Source organism: Rhodoferax sp. RT5P35 (assembly GCF_056521385.1).
Genome location: NZ_JBWMAX010000003.1, coordinates 326,693 through 343,335, shown reverse-complemented (window position 1 = coordinate 343,335; position 16,643 = coordinate 326,693). Strand labels below are relative to the sequence as shown.

Below are 16,643 nucleotides of genomic sequence, written 5' to 3'. Positions count from 1 at the left end.
CAAGCGCCCACTGAACGGCCACGCGAGCCAGCGGCCCATATTCGCGGTCCGAAGCCGTGGGTTGGGTGCTTGGGCGGTGCGCAAAGCCGGCCAAGTCGCTGGTGTCGAACCACCGCCGGTTGTGCATATTGTCGAAAGAGCGGGTCATAAAAAAACAGTCACATAGAATTTGAAAAGCCAGGAAATTGTTACCGGTATCAATCGGAAATTTGACAGGTTTTTCGCATTTGCAAACTCACTTACCGCATAAAACAATGACTTCGGACCCGACCAAGCGCCAGCGGCGCGGCCATGGGCGGCCTACGCTGCACGATGTGGCCGATGCAGCAGGCGTGACCCGCATTACCGTTTCGCGCTACATCCGCCAGCCCACCCTGGTCGCTGAAGCCACTGCCCTGCGCATCCGCGACGCGATAGAGCAGACCGGCTACGTGCCCAACCAGCAGGCTGGGCAACTGGCCAGCGGCGCGTCGCGCCTGGTGGCGGCGCTGATCCCGAATGTGGGCCACTCCATCTTTGCCGAAACCATCCAGGGCCTGACCGAGGGCCTGCGCGAGAGTGCTTACGAGCTGCTGCTGCTGTCCACCGGCTATTCCCAGGAGCGGGAAGAAGAGCAGTTGCGTGTCCTTACCGGCTGGGCACCTGCGGCCATCGTGGTCACCGGTCGCCACCATGCGCCCGGGGCCCTGCGCATGCTGCGGGATGCACAGGCTGCGGGCATTCCGGTGGTGGAAATATGGGACCACCCCACCACGCGGACCGATGCAGAAGGCTTTGCGCAGATTGGTTTTGACCACTTTGCCGTGGGCCAGGCCATGGCCCGGCATCTGCTCGACCTGGGCCATACCTCGCTGGCCTATGTAGATAGTGGTGTGGCCGAGGATTTTCGGGCCCACGAACGCGGCGAAGGCTTTGTGGCCGAAGTGAAGGCCTGTGGTGCGCGCGCCACGGTGCTGCGTGCGGCCATGGGCGATGCGTTTGACGCGGGCCGGGCGGTACTGCCTAAGATACTGGCTGCCAAGAGCGCGCGGGTGACGGCGGTGGCTTTTGCCACCGACCATCTGGCCTGCGGGGCCCTAATGCAGGCCACCCGCCAGGGCATTGCCATACCGGGGCAACTGGCGCTGCTAGGGTTTGGCGACTTTCCCATTGGCCGCCAGCTGGAGCCCACCCTGTCCACGGTGCGACCGCCCACCGCCGATATCGGCCGGGTGGCAGCCAAGGCCATTCTGCAATCCCTGGCTGACGGCCCCGAGCCCACCAGCCGCAAGCTGCCCTACCAGCTGATAGGACGGGATAGCACGGCTGCGGTCTGAAATACGGCGGACCGCCGCGTAAGCTGCTGCATGGGCCGACTACTTTTACCACTGTGTACGCCAGCGCACAGATGGCGACACAGAGGGCGGAGAAGATAGCTTGGCGTGCGGCAGTTGTGCACACGCAGCGCACGGCAATGAGGGTCTACGGCGGTGACCGCATGGCGCTTTTCAGCTTCAGCCTCAGCCCTAGGATGCCCCATGCTTTGTGCCACCAACCCCCATGGCGGGGAAAGTGATATTGCCAGCGCCCGCCCAGCCCCTGGCCCTGGCACGCCCGATGAGCTGGCGGGTTTGCTGTACCAAACCGCTGGCGGCTGCCAGCACGCGTTTGAGCTGCTGTACCGGCGCAGCCGAGGCCGCCTGTTCGGCGTGATTCTGCGCATCAACCAAGACCCTGGCGAGGCGGAAGAAGTGCTGCAGGAAACCTACCTCAAGGTGTGGCACCAATGCCGGTGGTTTGAGGCCAGCCGGGGGCATGCCAACGGCTGGCTGGCCAGCATTGCCCGCAACAGCGCCATCGACAGCCTGAAGCGGCGCGCCTGCCGACCCCAAAGGGCGGTGCTGGCGGCGGATGCGGACGACGGCGATTACGCCTGGTGCAATTCCCCTGACAACGGACCGCTGGAGTGCCTGGTGTTGCGCCGCCAATCTGCTGCCGTGCAACGCTGCCTACGTGCCTTGCCTGTGGGGCAGCGCAACAGCCTGGTGCTGGCCTATTACGGCGGCTTGCGGTTTGAGGACATTGCTGTCCAGTTGGGTTGCCCGCTGGGTACGGTGAAGACTTGGGTACGCCGCGCGCTGCAGAGTTTGCGCCGCACGCTGGATGCCGAGCAGTGAAGCTGTTGTATTTCTTGTTAAAAATTTTCAAATATAAAAGTGTCCTCTAGCGCAAGTGCTGTTTGTGCAGGTAGCTATCAAAGGCGTAGCAAATGTTCTGAGGCGGGTGAAGTATTTTGAGAAATAGTTCACGCATGTGAATCCAGGGTAAAGCCCGCTGCGTATCCATGAAGCCAATGGTTTTTCATTGGCACACCAATGGACATGACCCCCAGGAGATCACCATGCAATTCAAAACCGGCCCCGTTACTGCAGCCTGCCTGCTGCTCGCTTTAGGCAGCGCGGCATTTGCCTCCAGCCACCGAGAGGCACCGTTCATCACCACCAGCCCGAAGGTGGACGGTACCGACTTCTACATGTTTCGAAGTTACGAGGGTGTGGCCAGCAACGGCAGCGGTGGCCGCTCCGACTACGTGACCATGATCGCCAACTACCAGCCCCTGCAGGCTCCGTACGGCGGCCCCAATTACTTTGCGATGGACCCGAACGCGCTGTACGAGATACACATCGACAACGTAGGTGATGGCAAGGAACACCTCACCTTCCAGTTCAAGTTCAACAACAAACTCAATAGCGTGGCCTTGCCCATCGGTACGTCCAGCGTGGCGATTCCGCTGATCCAGGCCGGTGCCGTGGCCAACGTCAACGATGCCAACCTGAACGTCAACGAGACCTACACCGTGAACGTGGTGCGTGGCGACCGGCGCAAGGGCACGGTAGCGGCTGTTACCAAGGCCAGTGGCGGCGCCACCTTTGAAAAGCCAGTGGACTACATCGGCGTGAAGACGCTGGGCAATGCCGCAGCCTACGAAACCTATGCCCAAAAGCACATTTTCAACATCAAGGTGCCTGGCTGCCCTGCCGGTATGGACGATGGCAAGGTCTTCGTGGGCCAGCGCCAGGACGGCTTTGCAGTGAACTTGGGACCGGTGTTTGACTTGGTCAACGCCCCCACCGCTTTCCTGCTCGATCCGGCCAACAAGGATGCGGTCGGCATGGGCGGCCAGGCACCCGTGCAGAAAACCAATATCACCACCATCGCACTGGAAGTCAACAAAGGCTGTCTGACCGCGGGTGCCGAGCCCGTCATTGGCGGCTGGACTACGGCCAGCCTGCGCCAGGCGCGGTTGCTCAACGGCAAGCCACCGTCTGGCCATCAGACTAGCGAAAAGGCGGGCGGCGCCTGGGTGCAGGTCTCGCGTCTGGGCAATCCGCTGGTGAATGAGCTGGTGATTGGCCTGCCCGACAAAGATAAGTTCAATGCCTCTAAGCCCCAGGACGATGGCCAGTTCCTGACCTACGTGACCAACCCCACGCTGCCTGCGCTGCTGGGCGTGGTACTGGCCGGTAGCGCCACTGCCGTGGCACCCACCAACCTGCCACGTACCGATCTGGCCACCGTGTTCCTGACCGGCATCACCGGAGTGAACAAGCCTGCCACCGTCTCCCCGTCCGAAGAGCTGCGGCTGAACACCGCCATCTCCCCGGTACCGTTTGCCACGCAAAACCGCCTCGGTGTGGCCGGTGAAGTGCTGCGTGTGGGCGGTACGGCCAACCTGGCCCAAGCGGTCGATCTGGCCGGCTTCCCCAACGGCCGTCGCCCCAAAGACGACGTGGTGGACATCGCCCTGGTGGCCATGGTGGGCGGCCTGTGCGTCATCAACGGCGACAACAACAGCCTGGGCCTGAACGGTGTGCCCGGCGTGCCCAGCCTGACTTCGTCCTGCAAGGCCGCCAGCGTGCCACTGGGTGCCCAGTCGGCCAACATCCACGACGCAGTGGACCAGGCCACGGTGCCTTTCCTGACGCGCTTCCCCTACCTTAACACGCCAAATTCTGGCTCCAACTGACCAAAGGACAACACCATGTTGCACTTCAAATGGATAGCACCCGCCGCCGTGGCGATGGGTTTGCTCGTGGCCTGTGGAGGGGATGATGGCAGCCCATCGGCGCAATACGTGGCGGGCACCGGCGTGCCGGTGGGCGCGGTCACCAATGTGGACGACGTGATCGCCTTCGCCAAGGCCGAAATCGCCAACACCAACGACAGCCGTGACCCGGTGGTGCTGGGCGATGCCACCGTGCTGGCGACCAGCGACTCTGCCGAACCTGCGGATATCTAGCGCACCCCCAGGCTGCACCGGCTCTGCATCTCTCCCTCCCCCGCCGGGGGAGGGCCGAGGTGGGGGACGGGTGCTCTGCCTTGCTCCCTCTCCCGCTGGCGGGAGAGGGCTGGGGTAAGGGTTGGATATAAAAAAGCCCCCTTGCGCATACTTTGCCTACACTATTAGCTATTTATTCAATAGCATACCCATTCCACCCACCATGCGCATTCGTCTCTCCTTGTGGCTCTCCGGCCTGCTGCTGTGCAGCGCGGCCCACGCCACCACCGCGCTGCACCCCAGCCGGGGCGACGAGGTGATTGAACGCCTGCCCACCATCACCCGCGTGCGGCCCGCCGCTGTGACCCCCGCCATCGCCGACCCTGTTGCCGCGGCCACCCAGGCCCGCGCCCACATCGCCACCGCCCGCCAGACCGGCGACACCCGCTACTGGGGCCGCGCCCAGGCCGTGTTGGCCCCGTGGTGGGACAAGCCTGACGCGCCGGTGGATCTGGCGATATTGCAAGCCACCGTGCAGCAGGGCCGCCACGACTTCAAGGCCTCGCGCCTCGTCTTGCAAGCCGCCTTGCGCCGCGCCCCCAACCACGCCCAAGGCTGGCTGAACCTGGCCGCGCTGGAGCGGCTGTCGGGCCAGTACGCCGCCTCCCTGCAGGCCTGTGAGGCCGTGGCTCGCGCAGGGCAAAACCTTTACGCCCTGGCTTGCCAGCTGGAAAACCAGTCCCTGCAAGGCCAGACTGCCGCCGCCCGCAAAGGCTTCACCCAACTGCTGGCCGCCACCCAAGACCCGGCGCAGATTAGCTGGCTACAGTCTCTGCTGGCCGAAAGCGAAGAGCGCGCAGGCCAGGATGCCGCCGCACGCACCGCCTACCAACGCAGCCTGCAAGCCGAGCCCGACCTCTACACCAGCATTGCATTGAGCGACCTGCTGCTGCGCACCGGCCAAACCGCCCAGGCCCTGGTCGTGCTGCAGCCGCTGCCGCCCACCGATGCCGTGCTGCTGCGCCAGGCCACCGCCATGCGCCGCCTGAACAACCCCGACTGGAAAACCCTGCGCGCCACCTTGCGCGAGTGGAACGCCGAACTGGCCCGCCGCGGCGACGACCTGACCCTGCATGGCCGTGAGCAAGCCCTGGTGGCCCTGTGGCTGGACGACGACGCGCCCGCTGCCCTGCAAATCGCCCGCCGCAACCTCGACCTGCAGCGCGAACCCATCGACTGGTGGGTGGCTTTGCAAAGCGCCCGCCAGGCTAAAGACATTTTGGTCCTGCAGCAATTGCAAAAAGACATGCAACAGACCGGCATAGTCGATGCGCGGAGCCGTCCATGAGCCGCCTGTTGGCCATTCTGTGTGCGGCTTTCTTGTGCGCCCCGGCCTGGGCCCACAAAGGCAGCGATGCTTACCTGGACGTGCGCCAGCAGGGCAGTGCACTCACCCTGCAGCTCTCTGTGGCACTGAAGGACCTGGACCTGCTCATCCCGGTCGATGCCAATGCCGATGGCCTGGTCACCTGGGCCGAAGTCCAGGCCGCCACCCCCGCCGCGCTGGCCCTGCTGCAAAGCCACACCGGGCTGGACAGCGGCAATACCGGCTGCACGCTGCACTGGACCTATGACGGCCTGGAGGCCCGCAGCGACGGTGCCTACCTGCGCGCCACCAGCCCGGCGGCCTGCCCACCCGGCACCGCCCTGGGCCTGCGCTACACCCTGTTCAAATTAGAGGACAGCAACCACCGCCTGATCGTCACCGGCCACATCGACGACCGCGACCTGCTGGCCACCGCCGCGCCCCAGCAAGCCGTGCCGCTGGTGCTGCGCCAGGCCGTGGCCGCCCCGCCGCGGGGCATTGCCGCCACGGTGTGGGACTACTTGCAACTGGGCATGCACCACCTGCTGCAGGGCTACGACCACATGGCCTTTCTGCTGGCGTTGGTGCTGCCGCTGCAACTGCGCCTGGGCCGCGCGGCAGGACGGGTAGAAGGCCGCAGCCCCTGGTGGTCGCTGCTGCGCACCATCACCGCCTTCACCGTGGGCCATTCCATCACCCTGGCGCTGGCCACCTTCGGCTGGACCGAGGCCTCGCCCAAATGGGTCGAGCCCGCCATCGCCGCGTCCATTGCCTTCACCGCGCTGCTCAACATCTACCCTGTACGGCTGTTGCGTCCCGAACGCCTGGCCCTGGTCTTCGGCCTGGTCCACGGCTACGGCTTCGCCGGCCTGCTGATCGAAGCCGCCGCCCCCGCCGGCCTGCTGCCCTGGGCGCTGGCCGGGTTCAATCTGGGCGTGGAAGCCGGGCAGCTGACCGCTGTGACCGCCTGGGTCTTGCTGTCGCAAGTGGTGGTGCGCCAGCCCTGGTATGGCCAGGTGGTGGTGCGCGGCGGCTCGTGGCTGCTGGTGGCGCTGGCGGGGTACTGGTTTTGGCTGCGGGTGGTGTAAGCGCCTGTGGTTGATGGCCGATAGCCGATAGCCGATAGCTGCTACCAGACCATCAGCGAAGTTTCGCTGGTGATTTCCGCGTAAAACAGGCGAACCCCTATCTGGTAGGTACGGCCTGCACTCAGGCGCATTTTGAGCAGGGCGTTGCGGTCTGCGCCGCTGTCGTCATCGCCGCCCATCTGTACATTGCCGTTGGGCGTCACCTCAAACAGCACCACCACGGTATCGGAGTCGCCAAACGTGCCGATGCGGTAGGTGCGGGTGCGCGGCGGCTGGAAGCTGAACACCCTTGTTTGCCCGGCTTGCAGGTCCAATTTGAGCGACATGGCCACCTGGAGCTGGGGGATGTTGGTGACGGCCGCTGCGGGGTAGGAGGTTTGCATCCAGGTTTTGTCAAAAACCGACAATCCACCGACCGGCTTGAGCCCGTTGCGGTAGCCGGCCGGTTCCTGGATCAGCCCTGCGCAAAACTGGTACTCCATCACCGAATCGGGGTCCCACTTGGTGCCTTTGACCGTGGTGGCATCGATTTTGTCCAGTATGTTGTGGTTGATGGCATCGTCCAGCCAAAAGTTGGGCCCACCCCGGAAATAGCTGCGCACCGCCGCTTCGTTCCAAACGATGCCCGAGAACGGGTTTTGGTGCTCGTGCTCCAGCCCCAGCGTGTGGCCGATTTCATGCAGCGCGGTGTCACCGCCGTAGGGGGTGGTCAGCGGCCAGCCAAAATTCATGGTGCGCTCCATCGGGTCGTGCATATTGCCCACATCGCGGCCCACATACGACCAAGACCCGTCTGTGGGCTCAAAGCCGATGCGCACCTGCGCGTCTTCAGGCCGTGCCACGCGCAGAAAAGAGATGGCAATGTGCAAGTCAAACCATTTGCCAAAGGCCGCATCTACCGCGGCCCTGTCGGCTGCCGAGCCTTGCCAGGCGGCGGGAGCGGCATCGCCCGCTTGGAAGCAGTAGTAGGTCAACTGCGTCCCGGCGGACCATTTTTTGTCGGAGTCCATGATGGCACCCGCACGGCCAGCCGAAACATCGGGTGCGAATACGCGGGGCCGTTGCTTTGGCTGTGCGCAGTAACGCAGTCCAGCGGTAGCAGGAACAGGGGTTGCGGTTGCGGTTGCGGTGGCGGTGGCGGTGGCGGGCATACAAACCTTTCAGGTGACGGGTCACAAAGGGAGGGCAGGCTGCGCTGTAGGTGGGGCTTTTAGCGCCTGCTGACTCTAGGTCGCAATGTGTGATTGCACATCCTTACTTTGGTGGATATGCCGAAACCTGGGTCGCCATGTTTTTATATGAAATAGGCCGTTGGCGTAGTTTCTATCTGCGCAATACGCTATTTATTTAATAGCAATTATGGCTAGCAGTCCGCAGCGTAAATTAGTAACCCAGGTTATCATTTACCCCCATGCCCGAAAGCTTTGCCCCGTTTGAATCGGCCATCCAGGCCATTGCCACCCAAATCCCGGGGGCGCAGCCGCGCGAGGCAATTTTGACGCGGCTGCTGCTGCACGTCGGCACCCGCCTGGGCGAGGTGGTCGATGCCACGCTGCGCGAACTGGGGCTGAACTACACCACCTGGACCGCGCTGGTGGTGCTGTACAGCCATCCGGGCCACCGCATGCTGCCGTCGGAGCTGAGCACCTTTATCCACACCTCGCGCACCCACTGTTCGCGCATTGCCGACGACCTGGCCAAGAAAGGCTGGGTGGAGCGCGTGGCCAGCGAGGTGGACCGGCGCGAGGTCTACATGCAGCTGACCGACGCGGGCCAGGCCCTGGTCGAAACGGTACAGCCCCAGCGCCGCCAGCAGTACCGCGCGCTGTGGGCCGGGTTTAGCGCCGAAGAGATGGACCAGTTCGACCTGCTGCTGCGCAAGCTGCTGCGCTTTGTGGACGGCTGACAGCAGGCCCTTTTTTTAAGCATATGGTGACGTAGGTCACTATCACCCAAGTCACCATTTCGTTGCCCAGCGGACATATCCATGGCCTCCACCGACACCGAAGCTCCGTCCGACTCTGCCCAACACCGCAAGCTGGTCACCGTGGCGATCATGCTGGCCACCATCATGCAGACGCTGGACAGCACCATCGCCAACGTGGCGCTGCCGCACATGGCGGGCGCGCTGTCGGCATCGCAGGACCAGGCATCCTGGGTGCTCACCTCGTATATCGTGGCGGCGGCCATCACCACGCCGCTGACCGGCTGGCTGACCGAGCGCTTTGGCCGCAAACGGATTTTTTTGATTTCCGTGGTGGGCTTTACCGTGGCATCGGCTTTGTGCGGCCTGTCCCAATCGCTCACCGAAATCGTGCTGGCGCGGCTGCTGCAAGGGGTGTTTGGTGCGGCGCTGGTGCCCTTGTCCCAAGCCACCATGCTGGACACCAACCCCAAGGAAAAGCACGCCCAGGCCATGGCCATCTGGGGTATGGGCGTGATGCTGGGCCCCATCCTCGGCCCCACGCTGGGCGGCTGGCTGACCGACAACTTCAGCTGGCGCTGGGTGTTTTTTGTGAATATTCCGGTGGGTATCGTGTCGTTCATCGGCATCCAGCTGTACATCCGCGAAACCGTGGTGCAGACCAGGCTGCGCTTCGATGTCTACGGCTGCGTGGCCCTGAGCCTGGCGATTGGCCTGCTGCAGATGTTGCTGGACCGGGGCGAGCTGCTGGATTGGTTCAGCTCGCTAGAGATCCAGCTGGAGGCGGCGGGCGCGCTGGTCAGCTTCGCCTTCTTCATCGTGCTCACGGCCACTGCAAAGGAGGTGTCATTCTTCAATGTGCAGTTGCTCAAAGACCGCAACTTTGTCACCGGCCTGGCGCTGTACTTCATGGTCGGGCTGCTGCTGTACGCCACCCGCGCCCTGCTGCCGCCGATGCTGCAAACGCTGATGGGGTACCCGGTGGTGACGGCGGGGCTGGTGATTGGGCCCAGCGGCATCGGCACCATGCTGTCCATGATGCTGGCCGGGCGCTACGCCGCGCGGGTGGATGCGCGCCGCCTGATCGGCCTGGGTTTTGCGCTGACCGCGTTCTCGCTATGGCAAATGGCGGGCTTCAGCTTTGACACCCAGCCCAGCGACATGGTCTGGTCGGGCTTCATCCAGGGCCTGGGCCTGGGCTTTGTATCGGTGCCGTTGACCACCATGGCGTTTTCGACGCTCAACCCGCTGTACCGGCCCGACGGCACCTCTATCTACAGCCTGTCGCGCAACATCGGCAGCAGCATCGGCATCTCGGTAATGCAGACCCTGCTGACCCGCAATACCGCCTTGTTCCATGCGCAAATGGTCGAGCACGTGAACCTGGCCAGCCCCGCCGTGCAGGCCGGCCTGCCCGCCGTCTACAACCTGGCCACCCCGCAGGGCCTGGCCGCGCTGAACAACGAGGTGACGCGCCAGGCGAGCTTTCTGGCCTACATCAATGATTTCAAAATCATGATGGCCGTGACGCTAATTGCCATGCCCTTGCTGCTGCTGATGCGCCGGCAGCGCCAAGTGCTGGCACCGCCAGTCGAAGCGCATGCGATGGAAGCGTAATCGTCTCGCAGTTGTGTTCAACCTGGGTGCTGCGACAGCACCAGCGCTGTGTAGGGGCCAATGCGCAGTGGTGCGTGGGCGGGCAGGTCGTCGCGGGCTTCGGGCACTGCATCGAACGAGGCGGCGCCGTGTTGCTGGAAGTCGGGGCTGTAAAAGCGTGAATCGGTGTTCACCCGCACCCACCAGGTGCCAGCTTCGGGCAGGCCCAGCAGGTAGTCGTCACGCGCTTCGGCCGAGAAGTTCAGCACCACCACCACGTCATCGCCCGCGCCATGTTCACGCCAGCGGTGGAAGGCGATGACGTTCATCTCGTCGTTGGCGTGGAACACGTGGCAGCCCTGGCCGGTCAGGCCGCGCGTCAGCCCATCGCGGTTCAGGCGCACGCGTACCAGGTCGTGGTATAGGCGCACGATGCCGCTGAAGCTCTCGCTCTGGTGCCAGTCCAGCGGCACGTCGTCGCGGAACCATTCGCCCTGTAAAAACTCCTGGCCCTGGAACAGCATGGGGATGCCGGGCGAAGTGAACACCAAGGCCGCGGCCAGGGTGGAGCGCTTCTGCGCGTACCAGCCTTCGGTATCATCGGGGTTCACCTCCTGCGGCACGCGTGCCTTGCCGTTGGCCACCTCGTCGTGCGATTCGCTGTAGACCACACGCCGGAAGGCATCGTCGTTGTAGCGGTAAGCGATGGCGTCGCGCACCGCAGCCATGGAGCGGTCGGCATCGTTGGGCGTGATCACGCTTTGCCGCACGGGGTGCACAAAACACGCGTCCCACTGCGCATGAAAGCCGGCGCCGCCTTGGTCCACCTGGGCGGTCATGCCCTGGTGTTCACGCAGGTCTTCGGCGATGCTGATGGCGTGCGGGTGGCTGGCGCGGATGTCGTCGGTGATCCACTGCATCAGGCTCCAGGCATCGGGCAGGTCATCGTTGCCTTCGCCGCGGATGGTGCGCATGTACAGCGTCATGTCAAAGCGCAGGCCGTCCACGCGGTATTCGTTCAGCCACATCAGTGCGTTGTCACGGATGAACTGGCGCACCTCGCTGCGGCCGTAGTCGGGCCGGGTCTCGCCCCAGGGCGTGCTGGAGCGCTCGTCGTTGTAGAAGTAGATGCCGCCCTTGTCGTTTTCGCTCCAGCCGTCGAAGCGCCACAGGTCCAGGTCGCTGGGGCCGAAATGGTTGTAGACCACGTCGAGGATGACACCGATGCCCCGGCTGTGCGCTTCGCGTACAAAGGTCTTGAACGCGTCCGGGCCGCCGTAGGCACTCTCCACCGCAAACAGGTGTGCCGGGTTGTAGCCCCATGAAAAGTCGCCGGCGAACTCGGCCACCGGCATGACCTGCACCGCATTCACGCCCAGGCGCTGCAGGTGGTCCAGCTGCGCCGTGGCCGACACAAAGTTGCCCGGTGTACCGCTTTCCTCGGCATGGAAAGAGCCGATGTGCAACTCGTAAATGACCAGCGCATCGTGCGTGGCCAGCGTGAAGCTATCGCCTTGCCAGTCAAAGGCCGTGGCGTCGTACACCACCCCCGTGCCAACCGAATTGGTGACCTGTCTCGCCTGCGGATCGATGCGGTCCAGCGTGCTGCCGTCGGCCAAAGTCAGGCAAAACTTGTATTCCTCACCGGCCTGCAGCCCCGGCACATCCAGGGCCCAATGGCCGTTGTCTTCGGCCTGCATCGGGTGCGCGGTGTCAGACCAGCCGTTGAAGCCACCCTTTACGCTGACCTGCTGCGCGGCTGGCGCCCAGACGCGGAACGTCACCCCCCCGTCGTGCGGAACCGCGCCCATGCCAGGGGTGGGGGCGGATGTGGCGGAGGCGTCGGTGGTTGGGGGCATGGAGAACCTTTGTGTGGTGTGGGGTTTGGACGGCAATTGAGCCCACGCACATCATAGGAAAACCGCTGCGGTTTGGCATGTGGCGCTTGGCGCGTACGGGGGTAGGCGGGATCCTACGTCGCCGGACTTCGCCAACAGCCACGGGCAGCCGTTTCGCAGCCAGATGGCCTTGGCTGCGGGCACGTCTGGCATGCTGGCTGTGCGATGCCCGCGCCGGCAAGCGACCGTTATGGGCGGGCATGTCGCCAGCCCCGGTCTCTGATTCAAGAAGACGTTGTGCTCTGGGCCCGGCAGATGGCCAAATGCCCGTTCAGCGCACGCCCGGCGGCCAGGGTGACCTGCGTTACATCGGCCAGCAACAGACCTGCATCGCGCCCGGCCTGCACGGCTTCTGAACCATCGGGCGCGGCTACGCAACTCAGGCCGCCGTAGGCCAGGCCCGCTTCGCTGCCGCAGAAGTTGGCATACGCCACAAACACCTGGTTCTCGTAAGCCCGCGTGGGCACCAGGTGCTGGGCCACGAAGTCAAAGCCCTCCATATTTGCGGTGGGCACCACGATGAGGTCGGCACCTTGCAGGGCCAGGCGGCGGGTGTTTTCGGGGAATTCCACGTCATAGCAAATCAGCAGGCCGAGTTGCCAGCCGTGGAGCTTGAACAGCGGCTCGTCGCCAGGGCCGGGGCTGAACATGCCGCGGTCCAGGTCGCCAAAAAGATGGGTTTTGCGGTAGCGGGCAAGGGGCTGGCCCTGGGCATTGATGCACTGGGCGGTGTTGAAGATATGGCCAGCTTCGTCGTGTTCGGGATGGCCGAAGACGATGGCGATCTGGTGTTGCCGGGCGATGGCGGCCACGGCCTGGGCGCGGGGGCCGTCTGGGCGCTCGGCCAGCACGGCAGCAGCGGGGTTGCCGATGTTGTAGCCAGTCAAAAACATCTCGGGCGTGACCAGCAGATGCGCCCCGGCGGCGGCGGCCTGGGCGGCGAATGCGTCCAGCCGCGCCAGGTTGGCGGGTACGTCCAGCGGTAGCGATGGGCACTGCAGCAGCGCCAAACGTAGATTGTTCGGTAGGTCGCTCATTCCGGCAGCTCCATCGGGCCAATGTCTTTGAACACGTCGCCGGGGCCGGGGTTCTCGGCGTGTGTTTTGCCGCCGAAGTGGTGCAGGATGCCCCACACCGCGTTCAGCGAGGTCTGCACCGCGCCCTCCACCCAGGCGGGGGTCCAGGACACGTCGTCGCCCGCGATGAAGATGCCGCGCTCGCTGGCGGGTTTGTCGTCTTGCATGAAGTGGGCAAACATGCGCTGGTTGTAGCGGTAGTGGCCGGGCAATGCGCCTTTGAATGCGCCCAGGAAGTGCGGGTCGGCCTCCCACGAGACGGTGATCGGATCGCCAATGATGTGGCTGGCAATGTCTACCTTGGGGTAGATTTTTTTCAGAGCATCCAGGGCCAGCTTGACGCGTTTTTCAGGCGGCTGGGGCAGCATCTTCAGCGCGTCGCCCATCCATGCGTACGACAGGCAGATCACGCCCGGTTTGCCGGGGCCGTTGTCGAACAAATAGGTGCCGCGGGTGAGGCGGTCGGTCAGCGTCATGCTCAGGGTGTCGCGGCCGGTGACGGGGTCTTTGTCTTTCCAGAACGGGCGGTCCACCATGACGAAGGTTTTGCTGGACTGCATGTAGCGGGTGCGGTCCAGCGCCATCCACATTTTTTGCGAAAACAGCGATTCGTCACAGTCGATCTGGGTGGTCAGCAGCCAGCTTTGGCAGGTGGTGAGCACGGCCGCAAAACTGCGCGTGCCGCCCCAGCGGTCGGTCACGGCAATGCGGCCATCGTCTTGCCGCTGGATGGCCGCCACGCCCGCGCGCGGTGCGCCGCCGTGCAGGCTGGCAAGGGTGGTGCCTGCGGGCCAGTGCGTCATCTTGTCGGGTGCGTGCTGCCACAGGCCCAGCGGCACCTGGTCGGCGCCGCCGACGATCAGGCGCTGGGTGTCGTCGCAGTTGGTCATCACCACGCGCAATATTTCGAGCATGGAGTTGGGGAAGTCCGAATCCCAGCCACCCGTACCAAAACCCACCTGGCCAAACACTTCGCGGTGCTGGAAGGACAGCCCGGCAAAGGCCTTGGACGTAGCCACAAAGTCGTAGAAGGTGCGGTCGTCCCATAGCGGCACCAACTTGTTCCACAGCGCCTTGAGGGCGGGCACGTCGCGGCTGCGGATGGCGTTTTGCACCGCCTCGAACTGGGCACCGTCTTCCAGCGCGCGGGCCCAGGCATCGGCCACTTCTTTGAACATGGGCGGCAGGTCGGCCAGCTTTTCGGCGTAGTAGGTCTGGCCTTCCAGATCGACCACGGTGCTGCCGCTGGCCGGCGTCAGCGGGTTGGGGAAGGGCTGGCTCTGCAGACCCAGGGCGTTGACGTAGTGGTAGAACGCGGTGCTTGACACCGGGAAGCGCATGCCGCCCAGCTCGGCGATCACGCCCTGGCCGCCCTCGAACGGTTGCGAGCGCAGACGGCCACCCATTTTGGAGGCCTCGTACACCACGGGTTTGAAGCCCAGCTTCATCAGCTCATAGGCTGCCACCATGCCGGCCATGCCCGCGCCGACGATGGCCACCTCGGCCCCATGGTGCTGGGCGGGCAGGCTGCCCAGCCCGGCGGGGTGGGAAATCCAGTCGTCGAACGGGAACGGAAAATCGGGGCCGAAAATGGTGACGGGCGCTTTATCGGCGGCGGTGGGAGCGTGGTCTAGTGGCATGGAAACTTCGCAAGTGATCGGTATAGGTGTATATTTTGCTCAAAATATTGAGCGTTTGGGGAAATTATTCATGCTGGATGATCCGTTTGATGTGGGGAGCCGTTTGCGCCAGGTGCGCATGGTGGCGGGCTGGTCGCAGCGGCAGCTGGCCGAGCGGGCGGGCGTGCCGTCCAGCCAGATTTCGACCATCGAGCAGAACAAAAGCAGCCCCTCGGTGGCCTCGCTGCGCAAAATCCTGGGTGGTGTGCCGCTGACCATGGCGGAGTTTTTCGAGCCCGACCAGCCCCAGGCCGACGCCGTGTTCCACAGCCCGGCCGACCTGGTGGATTTGACATCCCGCCTGACCCGCCACGCCCCCGGTGCCACCGGCGACCGCACGCTGACGCTGCGCCAGGTGGGCAATGCCCGTGCCCACAACCTGCAAATCCTGCAAGAACGCTATGCCCCCGGGGCCGATACCGGCGTGGACATGCTGGAGCACGACGCGCACGAGGGCGGCATTGTGCTCAGCGGCGAGATCGAGCTGACCGTGGGCGAGCAGGTGCGGGTGCTGAAGGCGGGCGATGCCTATTTGTTCAACAGCAGCCTGCCGCACCGCTTTCGCAACATCGGCGAAAGCGTGGCCGAGATCGTCTCGGCCTGCACGCCGCCGTATTTGTAGTTTGCTATTGAAATAATAGCTACTAGTGCAGGTTCTATAAGCGCTAGAGGCCTAAAAAGCTTGAGGTTTTTCTGCGGGGCGAATATGCGTGGGTCCGGCGCTGCGTTCGATTTCGGCCTGCAGGCTTTTGCCCCAGCCCAGCGCAAACAAGGCCTCGCCGGTGACGAACATCGGGCCGACCAGCAGGCCCACCAGGTCGTCCACAAAAGCCGGTTTGCGGCCCTCAAAGTAGTGGCCGATGAACTGCAGCACCCAGCCCACCGCAAAGCTGCCGATGCCCCAGCCCAGCCAGTGGGCCACGCTGCCGCCCGCGACCTGGTGGGCTAGCGCGATCAGCACGCCGTTGGCCAGGCTGACGGCCCCGCCCAGCACGGCGTTGCCCCGGCTGAGGTACCACAGCGTGCTGAGTATCCAGAGCAGCCAGGCGGCGGTGAGTGGGCCGTCTCCCAGCTGCCAACGCGCCAGCAGCACGCCGATGCCGAATACGATCAGCGGTATGCCGACGCAGTGGGTGGCGATGTTGCGCCGGTCGCGGTGGTAGTGCGCGTACTGGACCATTAGCGTGGTGGCCGGGCGGAACAGGGATGCCATGGGGTCTCCTTCTTTGGGGGTGGCGGCCATGCTAGTGGCTGCGCGCTGTCCAAGGCTGTCAAGTGCAGCACACCTAGGGTTTACATGGCCTTGAACAGGTGGGCGTAGAGGCGGCTGACGACCAGCTTTTCGGGGCGGTTGCGCAGGGTGATCTGGAGCTTGCCGGTGTCGTCGCGCACCACGCTGGCGATGGCCTGGGCCCGCACCAAGGTGCCGCGGTGGATTTGCCAGAGACGCTGCGGGTCCAGTTGGGGCAGCAGCTCTTTGAGCGGGGTGCGGATCACGTATTCCTGCTCGGCGGTGAGCGCGCGCAGGTATTTGTCGGCGGCTTCAAAATACAGCACGGTGTCGATCGGCACCAGGTGGATGCGGCTGCCGATGCTGGCTTGCAGCAGCTGGAGCGGTGGGGAGACGGGGGCTGGAGCAGGCAGCAGCCCGCCGCACCGCTTTCGCCATATTGGCGACAGCGTGGTCGAGATCGTCTCGGCCTGCACGCCGCCGTATTTGTAGTTTGCTATTAATATAATAGCAATATGCGTAGGTCT

Annotated in this window: 15 protein-coding genes; 9 read left to right on the top strand and 6 right to left on the bottom strand. The window is 64.2% G+C overall.

What is annotated here, in order from left to right; all coding sequences use genetic code 11:
• Positions 1–254 precede the first annotated feature (254 nt).
• The 6 genes from AC097L_RS05960 (at position 255) to AC097L_RS05935 (ending at position 6,712) form a co-directional block, all read left to right on the top strand.
• Positions 255–1,316 carry a LacI family DNA-binding transcriptional regulator gene (locus AC097L_RS05960; RefSeq protein WP_479585346.1) on the top strand — a complete coding sequence of 354 codons (1,062 nt, stop codon included), beginning with the start codon at positions 255–257 and terminating at the stop codon, positions 1,314–1,316.
• A gap of 201 nt (positions 1,317–1,517) precedes the next feature.
• The gene (locus AC097L_RS05955; RefSeq protein ID WP_479585345.1) at positions 1,518–2,156 is read left to right on the top strand and encodes an RNA polymerase sigma factor; all 639 of its coding nucleotides are present in this window, start codon (positions 1,518–1,520) and stop codon (positions 2,154–2,156) included.
• 224 nt (positions 2,157–2,380) lie between these two features.
• Positions 2,381–4,006 (top strand): DUF4331 domain-containing protein, encoded by a 1,626-nt coding sequence (locus tag AC097L_RS05950; RefSeq protein WP_479585344.1) that lies wholly within the window; start codon positions 2,381–2,383, stop codon positions 4,004–4,006.
• 15 nt (positions 4,007–4,021) lie between these two features.
• On the top strand, positions 4,022–4,279 hold the full coding sequence (locus tag AC097L_RS05945) for a hypothetical protein (protein WP_479585343.1): 258 nt from the start codon (positions 4,022–4,024) through the stop codon (positions 4,277–4,279).
• Positions 4,280–4,481: 202 nt separating this feature from the next.
• Positions 4,482–5,606, top strand: coding sequence for a hypothetical protein (locus AC097L_RS05940; RefSeq protein ID WP_479585342.1), 1,125 nt, complete (start codon positions 4,482–4,484; stop codon positions 5,604–5,606).
• Entirely contained in the window at positions 5,603–6,712 is a 1,110-nt protein-coding gene (locus AC097L_RS05935) for a HupE/UreJ family protein (protein ID WP_479585341.1), read from the top strand. Before AC097L_RS05940 ends, AC097L_RS05935 begins: the two co-directional genes overlap by 4 nt.
• 41 nt (positions 6,713–6,753) lie before the next feature.
• Here the strand turns inward: AC097L_RS05935 and AC097L_RS05930 are convergent, their stop codons facing one another.
• Positions 6,754–7,722 carry a M12 family metallopeptidase gene (locus AC097L_RS05930; protein ID WP_479585340.1) on the bottom strand — a complete coding sequence of 323 codons (969 nt, stop codon included), beginning with the start codon at positions 7,720–7,722 and terminating at the stop codon, positions 6,754–6,756.
• Positions 7,723–8,123: 401 nt separating this feature from the next.
• Between AC097L_RS05930 and AC097L_RS05925 the strand changes: the two genes are divergently transcribed.
• Both AC097L_RS05925 and AC097L_RS05920 read left to right on the top strand, forming a co-directional pair.
• A complete protein-coding gene (locus tag AC097L_RS05925) occupies positions 8,124–8,618 on the top strand; it encodes a MarR family transcriptional regulator (protein WP_479585339.1) in 495 nt (164 codons plus the stop codon).
• Between the two features lie 81 nt (positions 8,619–8,699).
• On the top strand, positions 8,700–10,253 hold the full coding sequence (locus AC097L_RS05920) for a DHA2 family efflux MFS transporter permease subunit (protein WP_479585338.1): 1,554 nt from the start codon (positions 8,700–8,702) through the stop codon (positions 10,251–10,253).
• Positions 10,254–10,270: 17 nt separating this feature from the next.
• Here the strand turns inward: AC097L_RS05920 and AC097L_RS05915 are convergent, their stop codons facing one another.
• The 3 genes from AC097L_RS05915 to AC097L_RS05905 form a co-directional block, all read right to left on the bottom strand.
• Entirely contained in the window at positions 10,271–12,091 is a 1,821-nt protein-coding gene (locus AC097L_RS05915; protein WP_479585337.1) for an alpha-amylase family glycosyl hydrolase, read from the bottom strand.
• A 263-nt stretch (positions 12,092–12,354) separates the two neighbouring features.
• Positions 12,355–13,167 (bottom strand): carbon-nitrogen hydrolase family protein, encoded by an 813-nt coding sequence (locus AC097L_RS05910; protein WP_479585336.1) that lies wholly within the window; start codon positions 13,165–13,167, stop codon positions 12,355–12,357.
• On the bottom strand, positions 13,164–14,846 hold the full coding sequence (locus AC097L_RS05905; RefSeq protein ID WP_479585335.1) for a flavin monoamine oxidase family protein: 1,683 nt from the start codon (positions 14,844–14,846) through the stop codon (positions 13,164–13,166). Before AC097L_RS05905 ends, AC097L_RS05910 begins: the two co-directional genes overlap by 4 nt.
• Before the next feature lie 70 nt (positions 14,847–14,916).
• Between AC097L_RS05905 and AC097L_RS05900 the strand changes: the two genes are divergently transcribed.
• Positions 14,917–15,507 (top strand): cupin domain-containing protein, encoded by a 591-nt coding sequence (locus AC097L_RS05900; protein ID WP_479585334.1) that lies wholly within the window; start codon positions 14,917–14,919, stop codon positions 15,505–15,507.
• Positions 15,508–15,558: 51 nt separating this feature from the next.
• Here AC097L_RS05900 and AC097L_RS05895 read toward each other — a convergent pair whose 3' ends face one another.
• Complete coding sequence (locus AC097L_RS05895) at positions 15,559–16,098, bottom strand: Mpo1 family 2-hydroxy fatty acid dioxygenase (protein WP_479585333.1); 540 nt, start codon at positions 16,096–16,098, stop codon at positions 15,559–15,561.
• Between the two features lie 80 nt (positions 16,099–16,178).
• Positions 16,179–16,592: a LytTR family DNA-binding domain-containing protein gene (locus tag AC097L_RS05890; RefSeq protein WP_479585332.1), complete on the bottom strand. Its 414-nt coding sequence runs from the start codon at positions 16,590–16,592 to the stop codon at positions 16,179–16,181.
• Between the last annotated feature and the right edge of the window lie 51 nt (positions 16,593–16,643).